The sequence below is a fragment of the Halosolutus halophilus genome, assembly GCF_022869805.1.
Taxonomy (GTDB): Archaea; Halobacteriota; Halobacteria; order Halobacteriales; family Natrialbaceae; genus Halosolutus; species Halosolutus halophilus.
Genome location: NZ_CP094974.1, coordinates 4,575,037 through 4,599,879 on the forward strand (window position 1 = coordinate 4,575,037; position 24,843 = coordinate 4,599,879).

Here is a 24,843-nt window from a genome sequence, read left to right on the forward strand (position 1 = left end):
GCGCCCGCGTACGGGGACTGTCGGCCCACGGCTACGGTGAGATCTTCTTTCCCGCTACTGAACGAGCCCGATCTGTGTTTTCGGCGAGACGAGGGGGCCGCCGACCGGCCATGATCGATCCTAGTCCGTCAGTCCGTACCCGGTCTTGAACAGGTAGACGTCGATCGCCAGCACGATGACGGTGCACGTCGTGAGCACGGCGAGCGAGACGAGCGGCGCGAGGTCGGCGTAGGGACCGGGTAAGATGCCGACCGCGATCAGATCCGAGTAGCCCAGGAGTCCGAACCGGACGCTGTCGACCATGTAGACCATCGGGTTCAGCAGCGAGAGGTTCACCTGCCAGGCGTAGTCGAACGTCTCGAGGGAGTAGAAGACGGCTCCGAAGAACACGAGCGGCCGGAGAATGAACTGGTTCATCACGGTCAGATCGTCGAAATCGCGGGCGACGAGACCGCCGATGATGCCGAACCCGGCGAACAGCGCCGTAATGACGGCCATCGTGGCGACCAGGTAGAGGCCGTGTTCGATACCGATCGGAACGAACAGTCGGCCGACGGCGGCGACGATGACACCGACGATGATCCCTCGGACTGCGCTGGCACCGACGTAGGCCACGACCATCTCGACGTACGATAGCGGCGAGGTCAGCGTCTCGTGGATGTACTCGTTCCACCTGCCGTGGAAGATCGAGAACGAGGCGTTCTCGAAGGCGTTCGAGATCGCACCCAGCACGACGAGTCCGGGCACGATAAAGAGGATGTAGGGAAAGTTCGCGATCTCCTGGATCCGGCCGCCGAGAATGACCCCGAAGACGGCGAAGTAGAGCACGTTCGTGATCGCCGGCGGCATGAACGTGTTCTTCGGCCGGCGGACGAACCGCAACACTTCGCGCCGGAAGAGCGCGCGGAAGCCGACGGACAGCATCAGGCGACCCCCTCCTGCTCTCGTTCCTGCTCCCGTTCGGGCCTCGACGGCGACTCCGTCTCGCTCCCGCCGGCGTCGTCTCCGTTGCCCGCACTCTCTGCCGAGGATCGTGTCACCGTTCGATCGTCGCGCTCGGTGAGATCCACGAAGATCTCCTCGAGCGAGGTCCGGGTGATCTCGAGATCGACGATCTCGTGACCCGTGGCCTCGAGGTCGTTGAGCAAGCGGGGCGCGGTCGACCCGCCGTCGTCGACGCGGACCTCGAGCCGATCCCCGGAGACCGTCGTTTCGTGTGCGTAGGTGCCGAGATCTGGCGCGATCGGTGGAGCGGATTCGAGCCCGACGGCGATCGTATCGGTGCCGCGCTGTTTCAGTTCGTCCGGGGTCGCGACGGTCACCTTCCGGCCCTCGTTCATGATCGCGACGCGATCGCAGAGGCGTTCGGCCTCCTCGATGTAGTGGGTGGTCAGCAGGATCGTCGTCCCCTCCTCGTTGAGTTCGGTCACCAACTCCCAGAGGTCGTGGCGGAGCTGGACGTCGACGCCGGCGGTCGGCTCGTCCAGAATGAGCAGGTCGGGTTCGGTGACGAGCGCTCGTGCGAGCAGGAGCCGGCGTTTCATCCCGCCCGAGAGCCAGTCGAACCGTTCGTGGCGCTTGTCGTAGATCCCGACCCGTTTCAGCACCTCGTCCGCGCGCTCGGCGGCCTCGGCTTTCGGGACGCCGTGGTAGCCGGCCTTGTGCATCAGCACCTCCTTGATGGGGAAGAACCGATCGACGTTGAACTCCTGTGGCGCGAGCCCGATCGCGTCGCGGGCCTGCCGGTAGTCCTCCTCGACGTCGTAGCCGAAGACTCGCGCCTCGCCGCCGGTCTTGCGGACGAGGCCCACCAGCGTGTTGATGAACGTCGTCTTTCCCGCGCCGTTGGGGCCGAGCAGGCCGAAGAACTCCCCCTCCTCGACCGTGAGCGAGAGCTCCTGCAGCGCGCGCAAATCGCCGTATTCCTTCACGAGGTCCGTCGTCTCTATGGCCGGTGGCATCGGCTGGGAATCGGCCCCGGCCGCGGTTAACGATGTCGGACTCGGAACTCGCGGTATGGGTTGTGCCGAGTTTGTGCAAGTCTGAGGGTTGCGGTTCACGCGATCGGTGGCCGCAATCGTCGGTACTGGCGGATCCGAAGCCGATCACCGCCGACCCAGCGGCGTTCAGTCCGCGGCCCGTGGTCGCCCGGTGAGGTTCTCGGCGCCGCTCTCCTGGACGATGTTCAGGGCCGTCATCAGATCCGATCGCGAGATCAGCCCGACGAGATCGCCGTCTTCGGCGGCGCGCGAGTGGGCACCGAACCGATCGTCCCCCCGATCGACGACCAGCAGTCGTCCGATATTGTCCTCCTGCATGCGCTCGATCGCGGTCATCGCGTCCGAATCCGCCGTGATCGTCTTCAGGTCGGTCGTCATCACGTCCTCGACGGTGAAGGCGTCGCGCTCGACGGGGTCGATCTCGCGAGCGTCGGTCAGCGTTACGAGACCGACCAGCCGTTCGCCCCTCGTCGAGGTGTCCACGACCGGATACCCGGTGTGGCGCTCGGTGAACATCCGCTGGATCAGATCCGCGATCGAGGTGTCCGGTTCGACGGTGTGGAGATCGCTCGCGGGCGTCATGATGTCGCTGACGGTGACGTCCTGGAAGGCAGCCTTCATCGTCACCTGCTGGGCCTCACTCGAGGCAGCGATATAGACGAAGAAGGCGACGCCGATGAGGATAATGTTGAACGCGAGCAGGCCGAACAGGCCCATGAAAATCGCGAACAGCTTTCCGATGCTGGCGGCCTGCTGGGTCGCCTTGGCGTAGGGCTGCCCGCGGGCGAGCAGCGCCCGGAGGATCCGTCCGCCGTCCATCGGGAACGCGGGGATCATGTTGAAGATCGCGAGTGCGACGTTCAGGACGGCGAGGTAGCCGAGCACGAACCGTGCGCCGCCGAGTCCCTCGGGCGTCACGGAGAAGAGTGCGAACGAACCGATACCGACCAGCACGGAGACGATCGGGCCCGCGATGGCGATGGTGAACTCCTGTCGCCAGTCTTCGGGCATCTCCGAGAGGGCGGCGATCCCGCCGAACAGCCAGAGCGTGATGGAGTCGATCGGGAACCCGTACCGCTGGGCGGTCAACGAGTGGCCGAGTTCGTGGAGGACCACGCCCACGAACAGGCCGATCGCTGCGGCGAACCCGAGGAGCCACGGCATCGAACCGGCAGTGATGGTTCCGACGTCGATTCCCGCACCGAGGAACTCGTTCAGGAGGTCGGCAACCTCTTGGATCTGGGCCCCGATGAGGTACGCGAACAGCGGGAGCACCAGCAAGAACGTGAGGTCGAGCTTGATCGGGATGCCGAACAGGGACCCGATCCGGAAACTCTTCATCATACCGAATGCTATCGGTGGCGGAACCTTAAACACGCTGCTGCAACGACGGGGGAGGTCACCGTCCGCCCTTCGTCGGTCTCACGTTCGACGGCACTCCGTCACCTGTCAGGTCCCACAGATACGGTCCGGGAGCGTCGGCGGCGGAGAGCGATCGCGACGCTCGCGGATCGGGCCGTAGACAGTCCGCAGACGGGCGGTTTGTCGTACACGGATCCGGAAACGATCGACACGTTTCAGACAGTGTGATATTATTCATTATATGCGCGCCAAACGGCGTTACTATCACGATCTTTAGTGATTGTTATCGCCGCCAATCGGCCGCTGATCGCCGCTCGACGGTCGCAGGCTCCGATCGTGTCGGTGTCGATTAACGATGACAGGAAACCAGACCTGCGGTCTTTACAGCCGTAATAGTAGCGTCTCGTCCCGTGCGATGACTTGACACGTTCCCTCGATAACGCCTCACAATACATATTATCACATATATACTGACTAGTCAATACCCACGTGATGCTACATAGATTTATACTGCAGATCGTCGTCGGTGGTAGTACGATGATGGAACACCAACTTGCGACCGACCAGTTCGACCAGTTACCGACCGAACTCAGTTCGCCGCAGGCGAAACTCGTCTACCTCTATCTCGACGCGACCGGCGGGACGACCGTCGCCGACCTGAAGGAGACGCTGTCGATGCAGAAGATCGCGATCCTGAGCGTTCTCAGTTCGCTCTCGAAGCAGGATCTCGTCGCGAAGGACGGCGAGACGTACGTCCCGCTCGACTGAGCCGATCGCGGTACCCGGCTGCAGGAACGCTGTCGTTCGTTCGATCGATCGGTCGCGAGGGTGCCCAGTCCGTTCGCGTTCGCGGAGCCGTTTTCGCCCCTGTCGTCGATCCACACGGCGACGCGGCGGTTCGAAGCCTTTATCCGAACGGTAGGCCTCCGTTTTCGTAAGTAACCACAACCATGTCCGACAAACCCGCCTCAATGTACCGGGAGATCAGTAAGCCGGCCTACACGCGCCGCGAATACATTACTGGGATCCCCGGATCGAAGATCGCACAGCACAAGATGGGTGACATCGGGGCCGAGCCCGAGGACTACCCCGTCCAGATCAGCCTCATCACCGAAGAGGAGGTCCAGATCCGCCACGGCTCGCTCGAAGCCTCCCGTCTCTCGGCCAACCGGCACATGCTGAAAAACGCCGGCGAGGGCAACTACAAGATGATCCTGCGCAAGTTCCCCCACCACGTCATCCGGGAGAACAAGCAGGCGACGGGTGCGGGTGCGGACCGCGTCTCCGACGGGATGCGCCAGTCGTTCGGGAAGATCGTCGGTACCGCGGCCCGCATCGACGCCGGCGATCGCATCTTCACCGTCTGGTGTGACGTCGACGACGCCGAGCACGCCAAGGAAGCGTTCCGCCGCGCCTACAACAAGATCACGCCGCCGTGTCGCATCGTCGTCGAGAAGGGCGAAGAGCAGCTGATCGCATAACGAAGTTTTGCTCTGCGGGTGTGCCGAAGCACACCCTCGGCAAAAAACCGATTAAAAGCACTCCTCCCTCCGTCCTCACTCCGTCCAGTCGTTCGTCCACATCGGTCGTCAGCCCGCTCGCTCTCTGCGATCGCTCGCGGTCGGTGACGGTGTGACCGTCTGCCCTCGCCCGAGTCGGACGGCTCTCGCGTCTGCTCGAACCGTCCTCCCGGCCACTGATTCCTGGATGCGATTCTCCGATCGCGTTACGTCTCTCGAGTAGCTTTTTGTCCGTCCCATCCCGAGTCTCGCGCATGATCGATCTCGCGGTCGCGAACAACCAGGAGACGTTCCAGCGGATGCGCGACCCGCTGGCCGATCGAGGCATCCAGGCCCATCACGTCCCCGTGAGAGAGCGCACGATTCCGCTCGGTGGGGACGCCCCGTGGTCGGCGGACGACTACGACGTGGGCTTCGTCTATCCCGGTCGACTGATGGAGGGCGGCGTCGGCGACGCGATCCTCGACGTGCCGTGGCTCAACGATCGCGACGCCGTGCTCACCTCGCGGAACAAGGCCGAGGTGATCGCGCGGCTCGATCGGGCCGACCTCCCGGTGCCGGAGTCGGTGTACGTCTCGAACGACGTCGGGGAGGACGAGCTGGCACGGGTCTTCGATCGGTTCGAACCGCCGGTCGTCGTCAAGCCGAACTCGACGACCCGCGGGGTGGGCGTGGCGAAGGCCCACGACCGCGACTCCTTCCTCGGGATCTGTGACTACCTCTCGCTGGTCCACGACTACCGGGCGACCGGCGATCGATCCTTTCTCGTCCAGGAGTTCCTCCCCGGCGCGACCGATTACCGGGTGATGCTGGTGGACGGCGAGTACGTCGGGGCGGTCGAGCGCCGACTCCCCGAGGACGCGGTGTCCGAGGGCCAGTGGAAACACAACGTCCATCGCGGGGCGGAAGCGACCGGCGTCGACCTCCCCGCGGCGTGGCGCGAAATCGCCGAGGCCGTCGCCGCCGAACTCGAGATTCCGTTCCTCGGGGTCGACCTCCTCGCGACGGACGACGCCGTCGTGGTCAACGAGACGAACGCCCGGCCGACGATCGATACGGCGACGAAGTACGAACCGGACTTCTACGATCGGCTGGCGGCGGCGATACGCGCGGCTTCGGGGCGGTGAATCGCCTCGGGGTCAAGCCCCGAGGCTTCCTGATTCGACGACGCACTTTGCAGACACCGAAGTGGTGTCCGTAGGGAGCGCAGACTCCACAGGCGTGTCTTCGGGCCGTCCCAGCCCTAATTCAGAAAAACCGCGTTGAACGACGTTCATCGCAGCGTTCGCGTCACGGTCACACTCGAACCCACACGCCGGGCACGAGTGTTCACGAACCCAGATAGGCTTCGCCGTCTCCACACCACACGACGCGCATTCTTTGGTCGTCCCTTCGGATTTGACTTGCTTGACGTGTGTGCCGTACAGGTCGGCCTTGTATTCGAGGAGGGAGATGAATTGTCGCCACGCCGCATCCTGCCTATTTCGGGCGTTGTGCGACTGTTAAAGCATCCCCTTCACGTTGAGGTCTTCCACGAACACGGCGTCGTACTCGCGGACGAGCCACGTCGTTATTTTGTGCTGGTAGTCCAGCACCTTCCGACGGACGTGACGCTTGACATTGGCGACTTTCTTTCGTTGTTTCTCGTAGTTGTTCGACCCTTTCTCCTTGCGAGACAACTTGCGTTGCTCACGTCGGAGACAGTCATATTCGTCTTCGAGGTCGAGCCAGTCCACACTCTTGCCATCCGATGTGTGGATGTAGTTGAGGATGCCGGGGTCAATCCCAACGCTGTTGCTCGCGTCCAACGAGTTCACGTCAGGTTTCTCGGGCAGGTCAGCGCCATCGGTTTCGAGACCGAACGAGACGAACCACTCGCCGGTCGTCTCCTTCTTGACTGTAACCTCCTTGATGTCGGCATCGTCGGGGATCTCGCGGTGGTAGCGGATTTTGATGTTGCCGATTTTAGAGAGCCAGAGCGTTGCGTGTCGGCCACTCGTGTTTCGAATTGACTTCCGAGAAGACGGGAAACTCGTCTTTCCAACCGGGGAGTCTGTAGTGGTGTTTGTATGCAGAGCCGATGTCGTCGGCGTTGACGTTTTCGTACTCGTACAGAGTGTAGTTGTACGCTTGGCGATGAACGTCGAGGTGGTATTCCAGTTGAGCCGCTACCTGTTGTGTCGGGTACGCAGGATAGCGGTGACTGTACTCCATCGCTGTCTCTTGATTAGCGATGTGATAACTTAATTATTTGTATCCGAGTTGTTAGCTTCAACCCCGGGGTCAAGCCCCGGGGCATTCGCCTCGACCGCCTGTAAACCGGAGTCGAAACGAAGGACATCTGCGACCGCGACGTGACTGCGTTACTCGAGACTGATCCCGGAGGACTGCTCGGCCGGGTCGAAAACGACCTCGAGGACGCCGTTGTTGTAGGTCGCGGAGGCCGTGTGTTCGTTGACGCGTTTCGGCAGCGAGACGCGTTCGTCGTACTGGCGGTGGCTACTCTCGGCGGAGATGGTCAGGGTTTTGCCGTCACACTCGAGCTCGATATTGTCTTTCTCGACGCCGGGGAGGTCCGCGACGACTCGGACCTCGTCGTCGGAGTCGTGGATCGTGACGTGGGTGTCCATTCCGAACCCGTTGTCGACGTTGTTCGAGGACTCGAAGTCGACGTTGTCGGCCCCGTTCATCATCTCGTTCATCATCCGCTCTATCTCGCGAAACAGATCGTCGAAGGGTTCGTCGCGGTCGTCTCGGCGCATGGTCGCCCCTAGTGGGCCGCGGTGCAAAAACTTTCTGTAGTCGCTAGTTGTTTGCGGGAACCACGATCGGCGAATCTGTCGAGGGTTCGTCGGCGTGACCGACTCCTCCCGTCTGGAATCCAGCCGTCGGTCTCCGGCCGCTCAGAGTCCGATGCCGAGGGTCTCGTCGGTCGTCGCCATACTTTCCTCGGCGTCGGCCTCGCCGAGAACGGCACGGATCGCGTCGACGTTCTCGGGGACGACGTCGCTCTCCTGGTGGATGCCCTGGAAGAGGTACAGGTCCCGGCCGACGGTCGAGACCGACTCCGCCCAGATGCAGTTCTCCCAGAGGTCTCCCCGCGGGCGACCCGCGTCCAGCGCGTACTCCTTGAGTTTGCCGCTGCCGTCGATCGACATGCGTTCGGGGATCAGGAAGAGCCGTGACTCGTCCGCAAACAGGTCGCGGACGTCGGCGGCGTCGACCTCCGCTTCGAGCGTGACGTTCAGGCTGTGCATGTGCATCAGCGTCGCGGGAACCTTCATCCCGAGCGTGTCGATGTCGAGGTCCGGGAAGATGGTCTCGACGTCGGGTCCGTGGTGCGAGGGGATCGTGACCGGGTTCGGAAGGATGTCGTTGATCGGGCCGCGGGAGGTCTGTCCGGGGTCGCCACCGCGACGGACGAGCGTCGCGCGGACCTTCTCGACGCCGTAGGCCTCGCGCAGCGGGGCGATAATCCGCGAGAGCCCGGTCGTGTTACAGGAGACGACGCGGACGTGGTCGGCTCCGGTCGCGTCCTCGTAGTTCGATCGGGCGTTGAAGCTGACGTCCGCGACGTCGGCGTCCTCGCCGCCCTGGTAGAGTGCGGGGGTGTCGTGGTCCTCGTAGAGCGCCTTGTTCTCGGCCCCGATTCCCGACGGCGTGGCGTCGACGACGACGTCGGCGTCGGCCACGAGGTCCTCGACCGGGCCGGCGATCTCGAGGCCCGCCTCGGCGAACAACTCCTCGCGTTCCTCGACGGCTGCGTAGAGCGGGAACCCCTTCTCGATGGCCGTTTCGGCCTCGAAGTTGGGGCGGGTCTTCGCGACGCCGAGCACGTCCATGTCGTGCTGTCGTGCCACGGCGTCCGCGACGCGTTTCCCGATCGTCCCGTAGCCGTTGACGGCGACCTGCATCATGTATCCGGGAGTCCACTACCGAGGGGGATAACCGTTTCGAGGATTCGCGATCGATTTTAACTCGAACGTGAGTTTTACGCGCATTCTCGTACGAATTCGATCGAACCAGAGCCGATGCCACGCCCGCTGCGCTCGCCCGGCACCGCTGATCGCCACCGGTACAGATCGGTGGGAACCGGTGCGGTCGTCGACCGACGGTCGCCGATCGAGCGACGGCGGAGGCAGCGACCGCCGTATCGGCGGTCGCCCGTCCGATTCTCCGGGGTGGCCACGTCTCGGTCCCGGTCGATCGGCCGAGCGCGGGAAGGCAAAGCATATCGGGCCGCTGCGGCCACATTACGTGTATGTCCGAACTCCGACCCGCCGCCGAGACGGCCCTGAGCCAGTGTCTGAACCTCCAGTCCGACGAGTCCTGTGCGATCGTCACCGACGACGAACGAGAACCGATCGGCGAGGCGCTGTACGAGGTCGCGAGCGAAATCACCGACGACGCAGTCGTCGTTCGCTATCCGCCGGGTGAGACCCACGGTGGGGAGCCGCCGGCCCCGGTCGCGGCGGCGATGGCCGACGCCGACGTCGTCCTCGCGCCGACGACGAAGAGTCTGAGCCACACCAGGGCGCGCACCGAGGCCAACGAGGCGGGTGCACGCGTCGCCACGCTGCCGGGGATCACCGAGACCGTCTTCACGACGGGACTGGACGCCGACTACGAGTCGATCGCGGCCCACTGTGCGGCCGTCCGCGAGCAGGTCGCCGACGCCGACGCGGTCCGCGTGACGGCTCCCGCGGGCACGGACATCACGTTCGACGTCGCCGATCGGGACTGGCTCTCCGACACCGGGATCGTCCACGAGTCGGGGATGATGTCGAACCTCCCCGCGGGCGAGGTGTTCATCAGCCCCGCGTCCGCCGACGGCACGTTCGTCGTCGACGGGACGATGATGCCCCACGGACTGCTCGACGACGGGGAGACGCTCTCGTTCGAGGTCGAAGACGGCCTCGTCACCGACGTCTCGGACGACGAGATCCGGGCGACGATCGAGACCGCCGCGGACGAGGTCGGCGACGCGGCCCACAACCTCGCCGAACTGGGGATCGGAACGAACGTCGCCGTCACGGACCTCGTCGGCTCCGTCCTGCTCGACGAGAAGGCCGGCGGCACGATCCACATCGCGATCGGCGACGACGCCGGGATCGGCGGCGACGTCGAGGCTCCGATTCACCTCGACGGAATCATCCGCGAGCCGTCGGTCTACGCCGACGGCGACCCCGTGGAACTGCCGACGGTGCACGGCGCCTGAGCGGCAGGGTGACGCTCGGATTCTCGCATCGGCTCCGGTTCGGCTCCCGAATTGCGATCCCGTTCGCTTCGATGGGTTTTCCCCTGGACGTATCGGTGAGATCCGATTGGTTTCAAGTAGCGGTAGTGTGAGTTCGAGTCGATGAGCGACACTCGGAAATACGATATCGCGGGAATCGAACTCACGGACGATCGGTACACGGTCGAACAGGGATTCATCCGGAACAAGTACAGGGCACTCGACGCCGACGGGAACACCGTTCTCAAGGGGAAACAGAAGATGTTCAAGATGAAAGAGGAGTTCCCCGTTACGGACGCCGACGGCAACGAGGTGTTCACGGTGAAAGCCGGCGGCATCATTGACGTCGCGGGGAACTACCTCCTTACGGACGCACAGACCGGCGAGGATCTCGTCGTGCTCGACAACGACTACTCGCTGCTGCAGGACACGTGGAAGATCCGCGACGCGACCACCGAGGCGAAATTGGCCGAGATCAACTCCCGCGGTGCGATGGTGACGGTGGCCCGGAACGTCGTCCCGTTCGGCGGCTGGATTCCACACAAGTACGAAATCACCGACCAGGAGGGCACTCACGTCGGCTCGATCGACGGTCAGTTCTCGCTGCGGGACCGCTACGAGATCACCATCGACGACGCCAGCACCGTCCCGAAAGAACCCGTCGTGGCCGCGGCGATGGTCATCGACGCGATTCAGGGGAACTAGTGCCTCAGGGGACCCAGTGCCGTTCGAAGCCTGCCCGCCCGGCGTACTACGGCGGGTTCAATCGCCTTTTAGGTGCGTGGCGTCTACGGTGTGCTATGAGCGAACCACCGGATCGCGTTCCGACGCCCTGTCCGTCGTGCTCGCCGGACCTCGAGACGGTTCACGAGGTCCTGACGGCGACGGAAGGCGGCGGCACCGTAACAGTCCGTTGCAGTGAGTGTGGCCACGTCCACAAGATCCAGCCCGAACGAGAGCGCGAGGTCACTCTCGACGTGGTCGTCTCCCAGGAGGGCGAGTCATTCACGGCGAACGTCACCACGCCCGAAGACGAGACGATCGAAACCGGCGACGAGTTCATCCTCGAGACCGAGGAACTGCTTTCGACGGTTCGGGTCACGAGCATCGAACTCGACGAACACCGGCGGACCGAGACCGCCGCTGCCGAGAACATCGAGACCGTCTGGACCCGCGAGGTGGACAACGTCGCGGTCAACGTCACCGTCCACCCGCAGGACGGCTCGCGGGACGATAGCCGGAGCATCACGGTCCACGTCCCCGGCGACTACGAGTTCGCGGTCGGCGAGGTCGAGGAGTTCGGCGACGACGAGATCGAGATCGACGCCGTCGTCGTCCGCGGCGACGCCTCGGGCTACGATCGCGATCGATACGAGATGGAGGGGGATACCGTCCTCGCGAAGGACGCCAAACGCGTCTACGCCTACGATCAGACGTCCAGCGCCTGGTCGGCCTGGTAGCGTAGTACCTTTTCTTCGGGCGGTACGAGCGGCCCGTTCCCGATCAGTCTCCGTTTCTCACACCACGAACGTCCCACCCACTGTGGCCTGTTCGGTCAGTCGGTACGGGGGGACTGAAAGGGGACTTTCGTGGTGGTCGTATTCGTATCGACGATCGGAGCGCAAGTCCCACAGCAGGCTGGTTGGCAGTCGCGCCCAACAGCCTATTGCGATCGAGCGAGTACGTCTCACCAACGCATGTTCGGCTTCGGCGACTCCAGCCCCGACGCCGACGACTACGAGGCCGCCCGCGATCGAATGGTCCGGACCGTCGCCTCACGCGTGGACGACGATCGGGTCCTCGAGGCGTTCGCGGCGGTCCCGCGCCACGAGTTCGTCCCCGAGAATCGCCGCGGCGACGCCTATACGGATCGGCCGCTGCCGATCGGGGACGCCCAGACGATCAGCGCCCCGCACATGGTCGCGATCATGGCCGACAGGCTGGCACTCGACCCCGGCGAAGCGGTGCTCGAGATCGGTACGGGCTGTGGCTACCACGCCGCGGTTACGGGCGAACTCGTCGGCCCGGAGAACGTCTACAGCGTCGAGTACAGTGCCGACCTCGCCGATCGGGCACGGGAAACGCTCGCCGAGACGGGCTACGACGGGATTTCCATCCGGATCGGTGACGGCAAGGAGGGATGGCCCGAGCACGCTCCCTACGACGCCGCGTATTTCACGTGCGCGGCCACGGAGTTCCCCTCCCCCGTCGTCGACCAGGTTCGATCGGGCGGGCGGCTACTCGCGCCGATCGGGACCGGATTCCAGACGCTGGTGAGGGCCGAGAAACGCCCGGACGGCACGCTCGCTCGAAGCGAACACGGGGGTGTGCGGTTCGTTCGGATGCGCTAGCGTTGCGCAAGCGCGCCATTGATTACGTCCGGCGCGATAGCTGGCGTATGGATCCCGCGGTACTGCGCGACGACCTGATCGACGGGCTCGCGTCTCCCCCCAAGAACGTCCTGACGGACGACGCCGTCGCCGTCGCGATGCGGGACGTGCCACGTCACGTGTTCGTCGACGACGAGCGGACGGCCTACGCCGATCGCGCCCACGAGATCCTCGGCACTCGCGTCCTCGCTCCGAGTACGGTCGCCCGGTTGCTCCAGGCGCTTTCACTGGACGGGGACGAGGAGGTGTTGATCGTCGGGGTCGGCGTCGGCTACACGGCCGCCGTCGTCGCCGACGTCGTCGGCGAAACCAGGGTCCACGCCGTCGACATCTCCCGCCCGCTCGTGATCGAGGCGCGAGAGAACCTCGCGGAGGCGGGCTACGACGGCGTCCTCGTCGACTGCCGGGACGGGGCCGAGGGGTTCCCCGAGTACGCGCCGTTCGATCGAATACTGCTGGAGGCCGCGGCCGTCGAGCCACCGCGAGCGCTCCGCGAGCAACTGCGCGACGACGGCCGACTCGTCTTTCCTCGGGGAACCCATCGACAACGACTCGAGGCGATCACTGCCGACGGCGAGACCGAATCGTTCGCCGCCGTCTCGTTCGACCCGCTCCTCGTGGAGGGTGAACAGTCGGGAGCCGTCGAACGCAACCGGATGGCCCGCGAGGACCGCGAACACGCCCAGCGCCGCGCCGAATCCCGCCGCGGCTGGGAACACGAGTGGATCGAGTGGGACGACGCGATCGATTCGCCGTCGCGCTCGGACTGACGACACGCGGTTGCTGTCCCGTCTCTCGCCGACGCCGCGACCGATCGTCACGGATGTCCTGGCCGGTCGATCGACACGGCTGTCGTCGGAACCGCGAGAAGTGCTCGGACGGCGCTGCCGCTGGAAGGCGTGTGCCAGGGGGAAAGTGGGGGTGGGGGATTGGGGGTGGCGACAGTCTATCTCAGATCGCCAGTTACTGGTATGTAGTGATGGGGGTTAAATATAATTTCTAACTGTTTGGATGGACCGGATCCGTGATACTAATCAATTAGAACCTCCGTCGAACGCCAGCGTCACCAGCTTTCGTTCGGCGGCCCGAAGGTGATAGTGGTACGTCGGCGGCGACACGTCGAGCGCGTCCGCGAGGTCCTCTCCGGTACTCTCGCGGGGCCACTCGAAGAAGCCGCTATAGTGGGCCGCCTGTAGCGCCTCGAACTGTTTGTCGGTGAGCCGTTCCTCGAGATAGGTGTCGACCTGGCGGGCCGATCGCGTTCCCGTCGTCTCTCGCCTGGCGTCGAGTTCGGTGTCGGGATAGCTGTCCTGGACCCCCTCGATCAGTGATCGCGTCTCGACGTGGTGGGGGACCTCGAGGACGAGCGACGTCGTGCCGTCCTCTGCCGTGGCCTCGCGTAACTGCACGTCGTACGTCCGCAACACGTCGAGAAACGGCGTCGACGAGAGCGTCACCTCGAACAGCGTCTCGTCTTCGCCCCCGGAGACGACTGAGAGCGTCTCGACGGATGCCCATCCCTCCGTGATCGACCCGAGTTCCGCCGTCGACGGAACGCTCACGAAGACGACGACCTCGTCGTCCGCTCGATCGATCACCCCTTCGAGCGTGATGGGGCCGCCGATCCGCTCGGAGAGGCGGTTGACGAGCAAGCGCTCGTCGTGACTCGTCAGTTCGAGTTCGACGCGACTGTCGGTGAGCATCGCCCGCGTCTGCTCGACCGATCGAATCGCGTGACCGATCGTTTCCCCGAGTTCGCCGAGCACCTCGCGCTCGCTGTCGGTGATCGCGTCGACGCCGGGCACGTGGACGAGCAGGGCACCGTACCGCCGTTCGTCGTCGACCAGCGGCACCGAAAGCACCGTCTGGTAGCCGTACGTGAGCGCGTCCTTCCGTCGCGGGGCCCAGCCGTCGGCCTCGAGGACGTTGCGGACCACCTGGACCTGCTCCGTGGCGAGCGTCTCCCGGATCACCCCGACCTCGGGAGCGCAATCGCCATCGTCACGGATCCGATCGATGTAGGCCGCGTCGACGCCCGCCCAGGCCGTCGGCGTCGGCGGGTCGTCGTCGCTCGTCGCGATCCAGGCGAACAGGTACCGTTCGGTGTCGGCGAGGCGATCACACACCCGCGTCTCGATCTCGTCGCGCGTCGAGGCCTGGGCGACGCCGTGGTTGATCTCGCGGACGATCTCGTTCGTATGGTTGAGTCGCGTCAACTCCTCGTTTTGCTGGGTCAGGGTGCGATCGTGTTCGCGGAGCAACTGCTCGCGCTCGGCCCGGTCGAGGGCTGCCTCGGTGTTGGCCGCCAGGATGTGCAACAGTTCCGTCATCGTCTCGTCGAACCCGTCGACGTCCTCGGTGCCCGCGACCAGCACGCCGTGCGTACCGAGCGGAACGATCAGTTCGCTCCGGCTCCACGTCTGTGCGCGCTCGACGCCCGTTCCCTGGACGTCCTCGTAGTACGCGCTCTCGCCCTCCGAGAACGCTTCCCAGACGAGCCCCTCGCCGCGTTCGAACGTCATCTCGGGGTCGACCAGTTCGCGCGACTCCCGCATCGACGCGGCGTGGGCGAGCACCCCGTCGGTCGGTTCGAACGCGTAGGCCGCGGCGACCGGGACGTCGAGGATCTCGCCGGCCGTGTCGACGGCTGACTGGTAGATCTCGTCTTTCGTCTCCGCCCGCATCAGATCCCGCGTCGTCTCGTGGAGCGTCGTCAGCGTCCGTTCGTACCGGCGCTCGCTCTCGCGCAGTTCCGTCTCCGCGCGGTACTGCGAGACCGCGTTCGTAATCTGGTTCGCCAGCAACGCGTACTGCTCCTCGCCGGGCTCTTTCTGGAAGTACTGGGTGACTCCCGCGGCGATCGCCTCGCTGGCGAGTTCCTCCGATCCCCGGCCCGTGTACAGGATAAAGGGCAGGTCCGGATCGTCCTCCCGGACCCGCTCGAGCAACTCGAGGCCCGACAGGGTCGGCATCTCGTATTCGCTGACGATGCAGTCGACGTCGCGACGATCGAACGCCGCGAGCGCTTCGTCGGCACCCGTCGCAGCGATGGCCTCGATCGCGTCGTGTTCGCGTTCGAGCATCGATCCCGCGAGATCGGCGTATCCCGGTTCGTTGTCGACGACGAGGACGGTGATCGGCTGTGACATGGGTTTCGTGTCGATCGTCACCGATCGGCGATTCCGACCGGTGAGGCGTCGCTATCGGTACCAGTCCGATCGGGATACTAATATGTTAGTACTCCCGGGGCGGGATTCAGGGGCACGACGAACGGGATACCGCATGATGGCCGCTCGTTCGAGACCGTCTCTCCGTGTTCGGGGTGTCCGTCCGGTTACGGGATTTCGCCATCGAATTCGTAGTCAGTTGCCCAGTTTATCGACGGATGATCGATGCTGGCTTCGAATCGGAGTTCCATCTTCTGTTCCGTCGCGTCATCGATCGGGATCCAGTAGAGCTGGTCTCGGCCCGGGTCTCGGACGATGAACGCGTCGATCACGTCGTCGTACGTTTGTTCGTGATAGCTGCCGTCTCTCGTCGTTTGCGAGTGCGTATTGAAACGAATCGTCTCGGCTTTGTTCTGCCACGCCGTTTTGCACTGGATGCGATAGAGGCGATCGCCATCGTCGACGACGAGATCGTATTTGTCGTTGTCACCGAACGGTACCGAGACGGAGTATCCGTCGGCGATGAGTGTGGCCACGATCTTCGCTTCCGTTTCGTCGCCGACGGCCTTCGGATTGGACATGCAGTTCTCGTCGATCTGGGTCCGTTCTGAGACAAAAACCCGCGGACGAAACGGCTCACTCGCACCACCGCTGACGTGCTGTCGCTTGTAGGCTGGGTGGGCGAAAAAACGCCAGGACGAAAATCTGCCCGTGTGGTTCTTCGAGCGACAGCGACTCGCTTCGCTCGCCGATCAGTCCCTCGAAGAAGCGCCCGGAGCGGGATTTGAACCCGCGTCACAACCGTGACAGGGTTGTATGATGGGCCACTACACCATCCGGGCTCGCAACCCCTGCTTTCCGGGTGACGGTATTAAGGGTTTTGTTCCAGTGGCGCAGTCGTGTTGCTTCTTTTCACATATCGTGAGCGAACTCGACCCCTCGTACCGCGTTTCGAATCTCGATTATGCTCGGGCCCAGTAGACGAGACGGACTGGTCGCTCACGAGGTAGCAATCGAAGAAGCGCCCGGAGCGGGATTTGAACCCGCGTCACAACCGTGACAGGGTTGTATGATGGGCCACTACACCATCCGGGCTCGCAACCCTTAGTTTCCCGGTGAGAGTATTAAGGCTTTTCAATCGAACCCTCCGTGGTACGGTGAATCGGGCCACGATAGATCCCGCCGGATTCGATCCCGTGCCACCAGTCCGCACGACCCACAAGGAATTTAACTGATAGCCGGCTACCGTAGAACGTGACAGTCGATTCCGGTCAGGTTTGCCCGGCCGGGTAGCCGTGCTTCTGGACCGAGTTAGTAACCCTTAACTGCCTGCCACCGATACCTGCCTGTAGTATCTCGTGACAGCCGTTTCTCTCCCGATAGCCGACACGCACACCAACACAACATGGTAGACGTAAGCCAACACGAACTCGTCCCGGAGCACACCGTTCTCGAGGAGGACGTTCTCGAGGAGGTGCTCTCCGAGTACGACATCGACCGTACAGACCTGCCCAAAATCAAGCGCAACGATCCCGCCCTGCCGGACGAGGCGGAGGTCGGCGACGTCATCAAGATCGTCCGGAACTCACGGACAACCGATCAGGCAGTCGTATACCGACTCGTGGTGGAATAAATGGCAATGGAACTCGATCGAGCGAAACGACGGGACATCTCGCGGGAGTACTTCTCGAGGGAACGCCTCGCCGAACACCACTACCGGTCGTTCAACGCGTTCCTGACCAGGGGAATGCAGGAAGTCGTCGACGAGAAGGCGACTATCGATACGGATATCGGCGACAAGGAAGGCGAAGAACCGGTCCACGTCGAACTGGGCGACGTTCGTGTCGTGACGCCCCGCGTTCGGGAGGCGGACGGCTCCGAAGAACTGCTCTACCCGCAGGAGGCTCGCCTCCGCAACATCACTTACTCCGCGCCGGTGTTCATGGAGATGTCGATCGTCAAGGGCGAGGAAGGCGACCAGCGGGTCGTCGATTCGACCGAGACGAAGATCGGCCGGATGCCGATCATGGTCGGCTCCGAGAAGTGTAACATCGCCGGCTTCTCCGACGAGGAACTGATCGAAATCGGCGAGGACCCCGCCGACCCCGGCGGCTACTTCATCGTCAACGGCTCCGAACGGGTCCTGATGACCAGCGAGGACCTCGCGCCGAACAAGATCCTCGCGGAGTACGACACCAAGTACGGCGACGAGATTCAGGTCGCGAAGACCTTCTCCCAGCGCCGTGGCTACCGCGCGCTCGTGCTCTGTGAACGGACCCGGAACGGGCTGCTCGAGGTCTCGTTCCCCTCCGTCTCGGGTTCGATAAACTTCGTGACGCTCGTGCGCGCGCTCGGCCTCGAATCGGACGAGGAAATCGTCCACAAGGTCTCGAACGACCCCGAAGTCGTCAAGTACATGCTGGAGAACCTGGAGGAAGCGGAGGTCCAGACCGAGGAAGAGGCCATCGAGGCCCTCGGGAAGCGCGTCGCCTCCGGCCAGGGGAAGAACTACCAGCTCAAGCGCGCGAACTACGTGATCGATCGCTATCTCCTGCCACACCTCCACGAAGAGGGCGTCGAGGAGGAGGACGTCCGGATCAACAAGGCCCACTACCTCTGTCGGATGGCCGAGGCCTGTTTCGAACTCGCTCTGGGCCGGCGCGAGTCGGACGACAAGGACCACTACGCGAACAAGCGCCTGAAGGTCTCCGGCGACCTGATGAAAGACCTGTTCCGGACCGCACTCAACAAACTGGCCCGGGACGTGAAGTACCAGCTCGAGCGCGCGAACATGCGCAACCGGACCCTCTCGGTGAACACGGTCGTCCGATCGGACGTCCTGACCGAGCGGCTCGAGCATCCGATCGCGACGGGGAACTGGGTCGGCGGCCGCTCCGGCGTCTCCCAGCTCGTAGACCGGACGGACTTCATGGGCGTGCTCTCGCACCTGCGCCGCCTTCGATCGCCGCTTTCGCGGTCCCAGCCGCACTTCGAGGCGCGGGACCTGCACGCGACGCAGTGGGGTCGTATCTGCCCCTCCGAGACGCCGGAGGGACCGAACTGTGGGCTGGTAAAGAACTTCGCGCAGGCGATGGAGCTCTCCCAGAACGTCGAGGACGAACAGGAACTCAAGCGGGAACTGGCATCGATGGGGGTCCAGGGCATTCCGGGCCTCGAAGGCATCGAACGATCGACGGCGGACGACTGATACACAATGAGTAGCCAAGAACGAGAAGCCAAGGTATACGTCAACGGGTCGCTGGTGGGGACACACCCGAACCCGCACGAACTGGCCGAACAGATCCGGGAAGCACGACGCATCGGCGACGTCAGCGAGATGGTCAACGTCTCGGTGAAAGATCGCACGCGCGAAGTGATCGTCAACGCCGACGCGGGCCGTGCCCGCCGACCGCTGCTGGTCGTCGAGGACGGCGAACCGCGCATTTCCGACCAGGAGATCGAAGCGCTGCGCGAGGGCGACCTCGAGTTCGAGGACCTCGTCGACCACGGCTACATCGAGTTCATCGACGCCGAGGAAGAGGAGGACATCTACGTCGCGGTCGACGAGGACGACTTGGACGAGGAGCACACCCACCTCGAGATCGACCCACAGCTGATATTCGGGATCGGTGCGGGGATGATCCCCTACCCCGAGCACAACGCCTCGCCGCGCATTACGATGGGTGCGGGGATGATCAAGCAGTCGCTCGGGCTGCCGAGCGCGAACTACCGCATTCGGCCGGACACCCGCCAGCACTTGCTTCACTATCCACAGCTGTCGATGGTGAAGACCCAGACGACGGAACAGATCGGCTTCGACGATCGCCCGGCCGCCCAGAACTTCGTCGTCGCCGTGATGAGCTACGAGGGGTTCAACATCGAGGACGCGCTGGTCATGAACAAGGCCTCGGTCGAACGGGCCCTGGCCCGCTCGCACTTCTTCCGCACCTACGAGGGCGAGGAACGGCGGTATCCGGGCGGTCAGGAGGACCGCTTCGAGATCCCGAGCCAGGACGTCCGCGGGGCTCGCGGCGAGGAGGCCTACAATCACCTCGACGAGGACGGCCTCGTCAACCCCGAGACGGAAGTCGACGAGAACTCCGTGTTGCTCGGGAAGACCTCCCCGCCACGGTTCCTCGAGGAACCGGACGACATGGGCGGGCTCTCGCCACAGAAGCGCCGCGAGACGTCGGTGACGATGCGCTCCGGCGAGAGCGGCGTCGTCGACACCGTCACGCTCATGGAGGGCGAGGACGGCTCGAAGCTCTCGAAGGTCTCGGTGCGCGACGAGCGCATTCCGGAACTGGGGGACAAGTTCGCCAGCCGACACGGCCAGAAGGGGGTCGTCGGCCACCTCGCGCCCCAGGAGGACATGCCGTTCACCGAGGAGGGCGTCGTGCCGGACCTCGTGTTGAACCCGCACGCCCTGCCGTCGCGGATGACGGTCGGGCACATCCTCGAGATGATCGGCGGCAAACTCGGTGCGATGGAGGGCCGTCGCGTCGACGGCACGCCGTTCCTCGGCGAAGACGAGGAAGACCTCCGGCAGGGACTCGAGGACGCCGGCTTCGACTCCGCGGGCAAGGAGACCATGTACTCCGGGATCACCGGCGAGAAGATCGAGGCCGAGATCTTCGTCGGGATCATCTTCTACCAGAAGCTCTACCACATGGTCTCGAACAAGCTGCACGCCCGATCGCGCGGGCCGGTGCAGGTGCTGACCCGGCAGCCGACGGAGGGGCGCGCCCGCGAGGGCGGGCTCCGTATCGGGGAGATGGAACGCGACGTGTTCATCGGCCACGGGGCGGCCATGACGCTGAAGGAACGACTGCTCGACGAGTCGGACCGCGAGTTCATCCACATCTGTGGCAACTGTGGGATGAGCGCGGTCGAGAACGTCGAACAACGACGGGTCTACTGTCCGAACTGCGACGAGGAGACCGACATCCACGAGATCGAGATGAGCTACGCGTTCAAGCTCCTGCTCGACGAGATGAAGGCCCTGGGTATCGCGCCACGACTCGAACTTGAGGACGCCGTCTAAGACCATGCAAAACGGGACACCAAAAGACATCGGCAAGATCAACTTCGGGCTCATGGAGCCCGAGGAGTACCGGGAGATGAGCGCGACGAAGATCATCACCGCCGACACCTACGACGACGACGGCTTCCCGATCGACATGGGGCTGATGGACCCTCGACTGGGAGTCATCGACCCCGGCCTCGAGTGCAAAACCTGCGGGAAGCACTCGGGTTCGTGTAATGGCCACTTCGGCCACATCGAACTCGCCGCGCCGGTCATCCACGTCGGCTTCACGAAACTGATCCGGCGGTTGCTCCGCGGCACGTGTCGCGAGTGTTCGCGGCTCCTGCTGACCGAGGACGAACGCGAGGAGTTCTACGGTCAGATCGAGGAGTCCAGGAAACTCGGCCGGGATCTGAACGACGTGACCAAGGCGGCCATCCGACAGGCCCGCAAGAAGGACCGCTGTCCGTTCTGCGGCGAGATCCAGTACGACATCGACCACGAGAAACCGACCACGTACTACGAGGTCCAGCAGGTTCTGACCAGCGAGTACTCCCAGCGCATCGCCGGCGCGATGCAGGGCGACGAGGAGGCCGGCGTCGAGCGGACGACGCCGGACGAACTCGCCGAGGAGACCGAGATCGAGCTCACCCGGATCAACGAGATCCTCTCGGGTTCGTTCCGCCCGCGAGAGAGCCAGCGCCAGGCGATCGAGAAGGCGCTGGACATCGACCTCACCGAGGAGGACACGAACAAACTGATGCCGAGCGACATTCGGGACTGGTTCGAGGACATCCCGGACGAGGACATGGAAGTGCTGGGGATCGATCCCGAGCGGTCCCGGCCCGAGTGGATGATCCTCACCGTCCTTCCCGTGCCGCCCGTAACGGCGCGACCGTCGATCACCCTCGACAACGGCCAGCGCTCCGAGGACGACCTCACGCACAAGCTGGTCGACATCATCCGGATCAACCAGCGGTTCATGGAGAACCGCGAGGCCGGTGCACCCCAGCTGATCATCGAGGACCTGTGGGAACTGCTGCAGTACCACGTCACGACGTTCATGGACAACGAGATTTCGGGGACGCCGCCGGCCCGGCACCGTTCCGGCCGGCCGCTCAAGACCCTCTCTCAGCGGCTGAAGGGCAAGGAGGGCCGGTTCCGCGGCTCGCTGTCCGGGAAGCGCGTGAACTTCTCCGCTCGGACCGTCATCTCGCCGGACCCGACTCTCTCGCTGAACGAGGTCGGCGTTCCGGACCGGGTCGCAAAGGAGATGACCCAGACGATGAACGTCACCGAGCGCAACTTGGAGGAGGCCCGGCGGTTCGTCGCGAACGGTCCCGAGGGCCACCCCGGTGCGAACTACGTGCGCCGACCCGACGGCCGCCGACTGAAGGTGACCGAGAAGAACTGCGAACAGCTCGCCGAGAAGGTCGACGCGGGCTGGGAGGTCAACCGCCACCTCATCGACGGCGACATCGTCATCTTCAACCGACAGCCGTCGCTGCACCGGATGTCGATCATGGCTCACGAGGTCGTGGTCATGCCGTACAAGACCTTCCGCCTGAACACCGTCGTCTGTCCGCCGTACAACGCCGACTTCGACGGTGACGAGATGAACATGCACGCCTTACAGAACGAGGAGGCCCGCGCGGAAGCGCGCGTGCTCATGCGCGTCCAGGAGCAGATCCTGAGCCCTCGCTTCGGGGAGAACATCATCGGGGCCATCCAGGACCACATCTCCGGGATGTACCTCCTGACACACGACAACCCCCAGTTCAACGAGACCCAGGCGCTCGACCTGCTGCGTGCCACCCGGATCGACGAACTGCCGGACCCCAGCGGGATCGACGACGAAGGGAATCCGTTCTGGACCGGCTACGACGTCTTCTCCGAACTGCTGCCCGACGACCTCGACCTCGAGTTCACGGGCACCGTCGGCGACGACGTCGTCATCGAGGGCGGGCAACTGATCGAGGGCACCATCGCCGAGGACGAAGTCGGCGAGTTCGGCGGCGAGATCGTCGACACCATCACGAAGGTCTACGGCAACACCCGCTCTCGGATCTTCATCAACGAGGTCTCGACGCTGGCGATGCGGGCGATCATGCACTTCGGGTTCTCGATCGGGATCGACGACGAGACCATTCCCGAAGAGGCGGAGGCCCGCATCGACGAGACGATCGAGGACGCCAACGATCGCGTCGAGGAACTGATCGAGGCCTACGAACGCGGCGAACTCGAGAGTCTCCCGGGCCGGACGATCGACGAGACCCTCGAGATGAAGATCATGCAGACGCTCTCCCGCGCGCGTGACAACGCGGGGAACATCGCGGAAGAGCACTTCTCGGAGGACAACCCGGCGGTCGTCATGGCCAGTTCGGGTGCGCGTGGGTCGATGCTGAACCTGACCCAGATGGCCGGTGCCGTCGGCCAGCAGGCGGTCCGCGGTGAGCGGATCAACCGCGGCTACGAGGACCGGACGCTCTCTCACTACAAGCCAAACGACCTCTCGGCCGAGGCTCACGGCTTCGTCGAGAACTCCTACACCGGCGGGCTGACCCCGCGGGAGTTCTTCTTCCACGCGATGGGCGGCCGCGAGGGGCTGGTCGACACGGCCGTGCGAACGTCGAAGTCCGGCTACCTCCAGCGCCGGCTGATCAACGCCCTCTCCGAACTCGAGACCCAGTACGACGGGACGGTCCGCGACACGTCCGATACGATCGTCCAGTTCGAGTTCGGCGAAGACGGTACCTCGCCGGTCAAGGTCTCTTCCGGCGACGAGAACGAGATCGACGTCGAACGGATCGCCGATCGCGTGCTCGACTCCGAGTTCGCGTCCGAGAAAGAGCGAGCAGAGTTCCTCGGGACGACACAGGAGCCGACCAACCTCTCGGAGAAGGCGGACGATCGTCGCTTCTACGAGGGTCCGGAGGTGACCTCCGATGACTGAGGTCGACTACGACGTCGACGACGACACGATCGCGGTCGTCGAGGACACCGATCTCCCCCGTCGGCTCAAGGACAACGTCTACGAGACGCTCGAAGACCGCGGGGACGCCACCGTCGAGGACGCCGACGAACTGGCGAAGGCGGTCGAGGCCCGGTACACGGACACTCGCGTCGATCCGCTCGACCCCGTCGGCACCGTCTCCGCCCAGTCGATCGGGGAACCCGGGACCCAGCTGACGATGAACACGTTCCACTACGCGGGGGTCGCGGAGATCGACGTGACGCAGGGCCTACCCCGACTCATCGAGTTGGTCGACGCCCGGAAGACCCCGGACACCCCGATGATGACCGTCCACCTGGAGGACGAGTACGCCACCGAGCGCGAGCGGGCCCACGAGGTCGTCTGGAAGATCGAGGCGACCAAGATCCTCGCACTGGGAGACGTCTCGACGAACGTCGCGGACATGCGGGTCCAGATCTCGCTCAACGAGGACACCTTAGCGGAGCGGATGATCACGCCCGAGGAGGTCGCCGAGATCATCGAGGACCACCTCGGCGTGAGCACGGTCCAACAGGGGACCCAGATCCAGTTCGGCCCCGAAGAGCCGTCCTACCGCGACCTGCTCCAGCTGGTCGAGGAACTGCGCGACATCACGTTCAAGGGAATCGAGGACATCTCGCGGGTCGTCATCCGCCGGGAAGAACTGGACGACGGCAACGAGGAGTTCGTCCTCTACACCGAGGGATCGGCTTTCGGCGACGTCCTCGAGATCGAGGGCGTCGACGCCTCCCGCACCACGTGTAACAACATCCACGAGATTCACCGCAACCTCGGCATCGAGGCCGCCCGGGAGGCGATCATCGAGGAGACGAACAACACGCTGGCCGAGCAGGGGCTGGACGACGTCAACGTCCGACACCTGATGCTCGTCGCGGACATGATGACCAACCGCGGTGAGATCGAGTCGATCGGCCGTCACGGCATCTCGGGCTCCAAGGAGTCCGTCCTCGCCCGTGCGGCGTTCGAGGTGACGGTCAACCACCTGCTGAACGCCGCGATTCACGGCGAGGTCGACGACCTCGATGGCGTCACCGAGAACGTCATCGTCGGCAAACCGATCAAACTCGGGACCGGCGACGTCGACCTGCGCATGGGATCGACGAGTTCCGGCAGCAGGCAGGCCGACTGA

General features: G+C 64.2%; 20 protein-coding genes, 2 tRNA genes and 1 pseudogene. 13 read left to right on the plus strand and 10 right to left on the minus strand.

Annotated elements, in window-relative coordinates; translation table 11 throughout:
* Positions 1 to 120: 120 nt before the first annotated feature.
* The 3 genes from MUG98_RS22640 to MUG98_RS22650 form a co-directional block, all read right to left on the minus strand.
* On the minus strand, positions 121 to 924 hold the full coding sequence (locus tag MUG98_RS22640; protein WP_265109675.1) for an ABC transporter permease: 804 nt from the start codon (positions 922 to 924) through the stop codon (positions 121 to 123).
* Positions 924 to 1,961, minus strand: coding sequence for an ABC transporter ATP-binding protein (locus MUG98_RS22645; RefSeq protein ID WP_265109676.1), 1,038 nt, complete (start codon positions 1,959 to 1,961; stop codon positions 924 to 926). The genes MUG98_RS22640 and MUG98_RS22645 overlap by 1 nt, the downstream gene beginning before the upstream one ends.
* Before the next feature lie 165 nt (positions 1,962 to 2,126).
* A complete protein-coding gene (locus MUG98_RS22650; RefSeq protein ID WP_265112508.1) occupies positions 2,127 to 3,341 on the minus strand; it encodes a site-2 protease family protein in 1,215 nt (404 codons plus the stop codon).
* Positions 3,342 to 3,899: 558 nt separating this feature from the next.
* Between MUG98_RS22650 and MUG98_RS22655 the strand changes: the two genes are divergently transcribed.
* The 3 genes from MUG98_RS22655 (at position 3,900) to MUG98_RS22665 (ending at position 6,009) form a co-directional block, all read left to right on the plus strand.
* Positions 3,900 to 4,130, plus strand: coding sequence for a MarR family transcriptional regulator (locus MUG98_RS22655; RefSeq protein WP_265109677.1), 231 nt, complete (start codon positions 3,900 to 3,902; stop codon positions 4,128 to 4,130).
* Positions 4,131 to 4,312: 182 nt separating this feature from the next.
* Entirely contained in the window at positions 4,313 to 4,843 is a 531-nt protein-coding gene (locus MUG98_RS22660; RefSeq protein WP_265109678.1) for a 50S ribosomal protein L16, read from the plus strand.
* A 293-nt stretch (positions 4,844 to 5,136) separates the two neighbouring features.
* A complete protein-coding gene (locus MUG98_RS22665) occupies positions 5,137 to 6,009 on the plus strand; it encodes an ATP-grasp domain-containing protein (protein WP_265109679.1) in 873 nt (290 codons plus the stop codon).
* A gap of 12 nt (positions 6,010 to 6,021) precedes the next feature.
* Here MUG98_RS22665 and MUG98_RS22670 read toward each other — a convergent pair.
* From MUG98_RS22670 to MUG98_RS22680, 3 genes and pseudogenes are all read right to left on the minus strand, one after another.
* Positions 6,022 to 7,096: pseudogene (locus tag MUG98_RS22670) on the minus strand (RNA-guided endonuclease InsQ/TnpB family protein).
* A 149-nt stretch (positions 7,097 to 7,245) separates the two neighbouring features.
* Positions 7,246 to 7,644 carry an Hsp20/alpha crystallin family protein gene (locus MUG98_RS22675; protein WP_265109680.1) on the minus strand — a complete coding sequence of 133 codons (399 nt, stop codon included), beginning with the start codon at positions 7,642 to 7,644 and terminating at the stop codon, positions 7,246 to 7,248.
* A 141-nt stretch (positions 7,645 to 7,785) separates the two neighbouring features.
* Entirely contained in the window at positions 7,786 to 8,799 is a 1,014-nt protein-coding gene (locus MUG98_RS22680; RefSeq protein WP_265109681.1) for a type II glyceraldehyde-3-phosphate dehydrogenase, read from the minus strand.
* Positions 8,800 to 9,143: 344 nt separating this feature from the next.
* Between MUG98_RS22680 and MUG98_RS22685 the strand changes: the two genes are divergently transcribed.
* From MUG98_RS22685 to MUG98_RS22705, 5 genes are all read left to right on the plus strand, one after another.
* A complete protein-coding gene (locus tag MUG98_RS22685) occupies positions 9,144 to 10,100 on the plus strand; it encodes an aminopeptidase (protein WP_265109682.1) in 957 nt (318 codons plus the stop codon).
* A gap of 141 nt (positions 10,101 to 10,241) precedes the next feature.
* Positions 10,242 to 10,823: an LURP-one-related/scramblase family protein gene (locus MUG98_RS22690; RefSeq protein ID WP_265109683.1), complete on the plus strand. Its 582-nt coding sequence runs from the start codon at positions 10,242 to 10,244 to the stop codon at positions 10,821 to 10,823.
* A gap of 95 nt (positions 10,824 to 10,918) precedes the next feature.
* Positions 10,919 to 11,578 carry an HVO_0476 family zinc finger protein gene (locus MUG98_RS22695; RefSeq protein WP_265109684.1) on the plus strand — a complete coding sequence of 220 codons (660 nt, stop codon included), beginning with the start codon at positions 10,919 to 10,921 and terminating at the stop codon, positions 11,576 to 11,578.
* 237 nt (positions 11,579 to 11,815) lie between these two features.
* Positions 11,816 to 12,469 (plus strand): protein-L-isoaspartate(D-aspartate) O-methyltransferase, encoded by a 654-nt coding sequence (locus MUG98_RS22700; protein ID WP_265109685.1) that lies wholly within the window; start codon positions 11,816 to 11,818, stop codon positions 12,467 to 12,469.
* 47 nt (positions 12,470 to 12,516) lie between these two features.
* Entirely contained in the window at positions 12,517 to 13,278 is a 762-nt protein-coding gene (locus tag MUG98_RS22705; protein ID WP_265109686.1) for a protein-L-isoaspartate O-methyltransferase family protein, read from the plus strand.
* 264 nt (positions 13,279 to 13,542) lie between these two features.
* Here MUG98_RS22705 and MUG98_RS22710 read toward each other — a convergent pair whose 3' ends face one another.
* The 4 genes from MUG98_RS22710 to MUG98_RS22725 form a co-directional block, all read right to left on the minus strand.
* Positions 13,543 to 15,657, minus strand: a complete 2,115-nt coding sequence (locus MUG98_RS22710; protein WP_265109687.1) for a bacterio-opsin activator domain-containing protein — start codon at positions 15,655 to 15,657, stop codon at positions 13,543 to 13,545.
* A 185-nt stretch (positions 15,658 to 15,842) separates the two neighbouring features.
* The gene (locus MUG98_RS22715) at positions 15,843 to 16,256 is read right to left on the minus strand and encodes a group I intron-associated PD-(D/E)XK endonuclease (RefSeq protein WP_265109688.1); all 414 of its coding nucleotides are present in this window, start codon (positions 16,254 to 16,256) and stop codon (positions 15,843 to 15,845) included.
* A 188-nt stretch (positions 16,257 to 16,444) separates the two neighbouring features.
* Positions 16,445 to 16,517 (minus strand) — tRNA-Asp (locus MUG98_RS22720).
* A 180-nt stretch (positions 16,518 to 16,697) separates the two neighbouring features.
* Positions 16,698 to 16,770: transfer RNA gene (locus tag MUG98_RS22725), tRNA-Asp, on the minus strand.
* Between the two features lie 310 nt (positions 16,771 to 17,080).
* Between MUG98_RS22725 and MUG98_RS22730 the strand changes: the two genes are divergently transcribed.
* Genes MUG98_RS22730 through rpoA2 form a run of 5 tightly spaced genes read left to right on the plus strand, consistent with a single transcriptional unit; the run spans position 17,081 to position 24,843 of the window.
* On the plus strand, positions 17,081 to 17,308 hold the full coding sequence (locus tag MUG98_RS22730; protein WP_265109689.1) for a DNA-directed RNA polymerase subunit H: 228 nt from the start codon (positions 17,081 to 17,083) through the stop codon (positions 17,306 to 17,308).
* Entirely contained in the window at positions 17,309 to 18,883 is a 1,575-nt protein-coding gene (locus MUG98_RS22735; protein WP_265109690.1) for a DNA-directed RNA polymerase subunit B'', read from the plus strand.
* A 6-nt stretch (positions 18,884 to 18,889) separates the two neighbouring features.
* Entirely contained in the window at positions 18,890 to 20,719 is a 1,830-nt protein-coding gene (rpoB, locus tag MUG98_RS22740; protein WP_265109691.1) for a DNA-directed RNA polymerase subunit B, read from the plus strand.
* A gap of 4 nt (positions 20,720 to 20,723) precedes the next feature.
* On the plus strand, positions 20,724 to 23,654 hold the full coding sequence (locus MUG98_RS22745) for a DNA-directed RNA polymerase subunit A' (protein ID WP_265109692.1): 2,931 nt from the start codon (positions 20,724 to 20,726) through the stop codon (positions 23,652 to 23,654).
* Positions 23,647 to 24,843 (plus strand): DNA-directed RNA polymerase subunit A'', encoded by a 1,197-nt coding sequence (gene rpoA2 / locus MUG98_RS22750; protein WP_265109693.1) that lies wholly within the window; start codon positions 23,647 to 23,649, stop codon positions 24,841 to 24,843. The genes MUG98_RS22745 and rpoA2 overlap by 8 nt, the downstream gene beginning before the upstream one ends.

Bases quoted from the DNA above. Each gene is read 5' to 3' on its own strand.
- MUG98_RS22640 (WP_265109675.1), bottom strand. From the start codon at position 924: ATGCTGTCCGTCGGCTTCCGCGCGCTCTTCCGGCGCGAAGTGTTGCGG.
- MUG98_RS22645 (WP_265109676.1), bottom strand. From the start codon at position 1,961: ATGCCACCGGCCATAGAGACGACGGACCTCGTGAAGGAATACGGCGAT.
- MUG98_RS22650 (WP_265112508.1), bottom strand. From the start codon at position 3,341: ATGAAGAGTTTCCGGATCGGGTCCCTGTTCGGCATCCCGATCAAGCTC.
- MUG98_RS22655 (WP_265109677.1), top strand. From the start codon at position 3,900: ATGATGGAACACCAACTTGCGACCGACCAGTTCGACCAGTTACCGACC.
- MUG98_RS22660 (WP_265109678.1), top strand. From the start codon at position 4,313: ATGTCCGACAAACCCGCCTCAATGTACCGGGAGATCAGTAAGCCGGCC.
- MUG98_RS22665 (WP_265109679.1), top strand. From the start codon at position 5,137: ATGATCGATCTCGCGGTCGCGAACAACCAGGAGACGTTCCAGCGGATG.
- MUG98_RS22675 (WP_265109680.1), bottom strand. From the start codon at position 7,644: ATGCGCCGAGACGACCGCGACGAACCCTTCGACGATCTGTTTCGCGAG.
- MUG98_RS22680 (WP_265109681.1), bottom strand. From the start codon at position 8,799: ATGATGCAGGTCGCCGTCAACGGCTACGGGACGATCGGGAAACGCGTC.
- MUG98_RS22685 (WP_265109682.1), top strand. From the start codon at position 9,144: ATGTCCGAACTCCGACCCGCCGCCGAGACGGCCCTGAGCCAGTGTCTG.
- MUG98_RS22690 (WP_265109683.1), top strand. From the start codon at position 10,242: ATGAGCGACACTCGGAAATACGATATCGCGGGAATCGAACTCACGGAC.
- MUG98_RS22695 (WP_265109684.1), top strand. From the start codon at position 10,919: ATGAGCGAACCACCGGATCGCGTTCCGACGCCCTGTCCGTCGTGCTCG.
- MUG98_RS22700 (WP_265109685.1), top strand. From the start codon at position 11,816: ATGTTCGGCTTCGGCGACTCCAGCCCCGACGCCGACGACTACGAGGCC.
- MUG98_RS22705 (WP_265109686.1), top strand. From the start codon at position 12,517: ATGGATCCCGCGGTACTGCGCGACGACCTGATCGACGGGCTCGCGTCT.
- MUG98_RS22710 (WP_265109687.1), bottom strand. From the start codon at position 15,657: ATGTCACAGCCGATCACCGTCCTCGTCGTCGACAACGAACCGGGATAC.
- MUG98_RS22715 (WP_265109688.1), bottom strand. From the start codon at position 16,256: ATGTCCAATCCGAAGGCCGTCGGCGACGAAACGGAAGCGAAGATCGTG.
- MUG98_RS22730 (WP_265109689.1), top strand. From the start codon at position 17,081: ATGGTAGACGTAAGCCAACACGAACTCGTCCCGGAGCACACCGTTCTC.
- MUG98_RS22735 (WP_265109690.1), top strand. From the start codon at position 17,309: ATGGCAATGGAACTCGATCGAGCGAAACGACGGGACATCTCGCGGGAG.
- rpoB (WP_265109691.1), top strand. From the start codon at position 18,890: ATGAGTAGCCAAGAACGAGAAGCCAAGGTATACGTCAACGGGTCGCTG.
- MUG98_RS22745 (WP_265109692.1), top strand. From the start codon at position 20,724: ATGCAAAACGGGACACCAAAAGACATCGGCAAGATCAACTTCGGGCTC.
- rpoA2 (WP_265109693.1), top strand. From the start codon at position 23,647: ATGACTGAGGTCGACTACGACGTCGACGACGACACGATCGCGGTCGTC.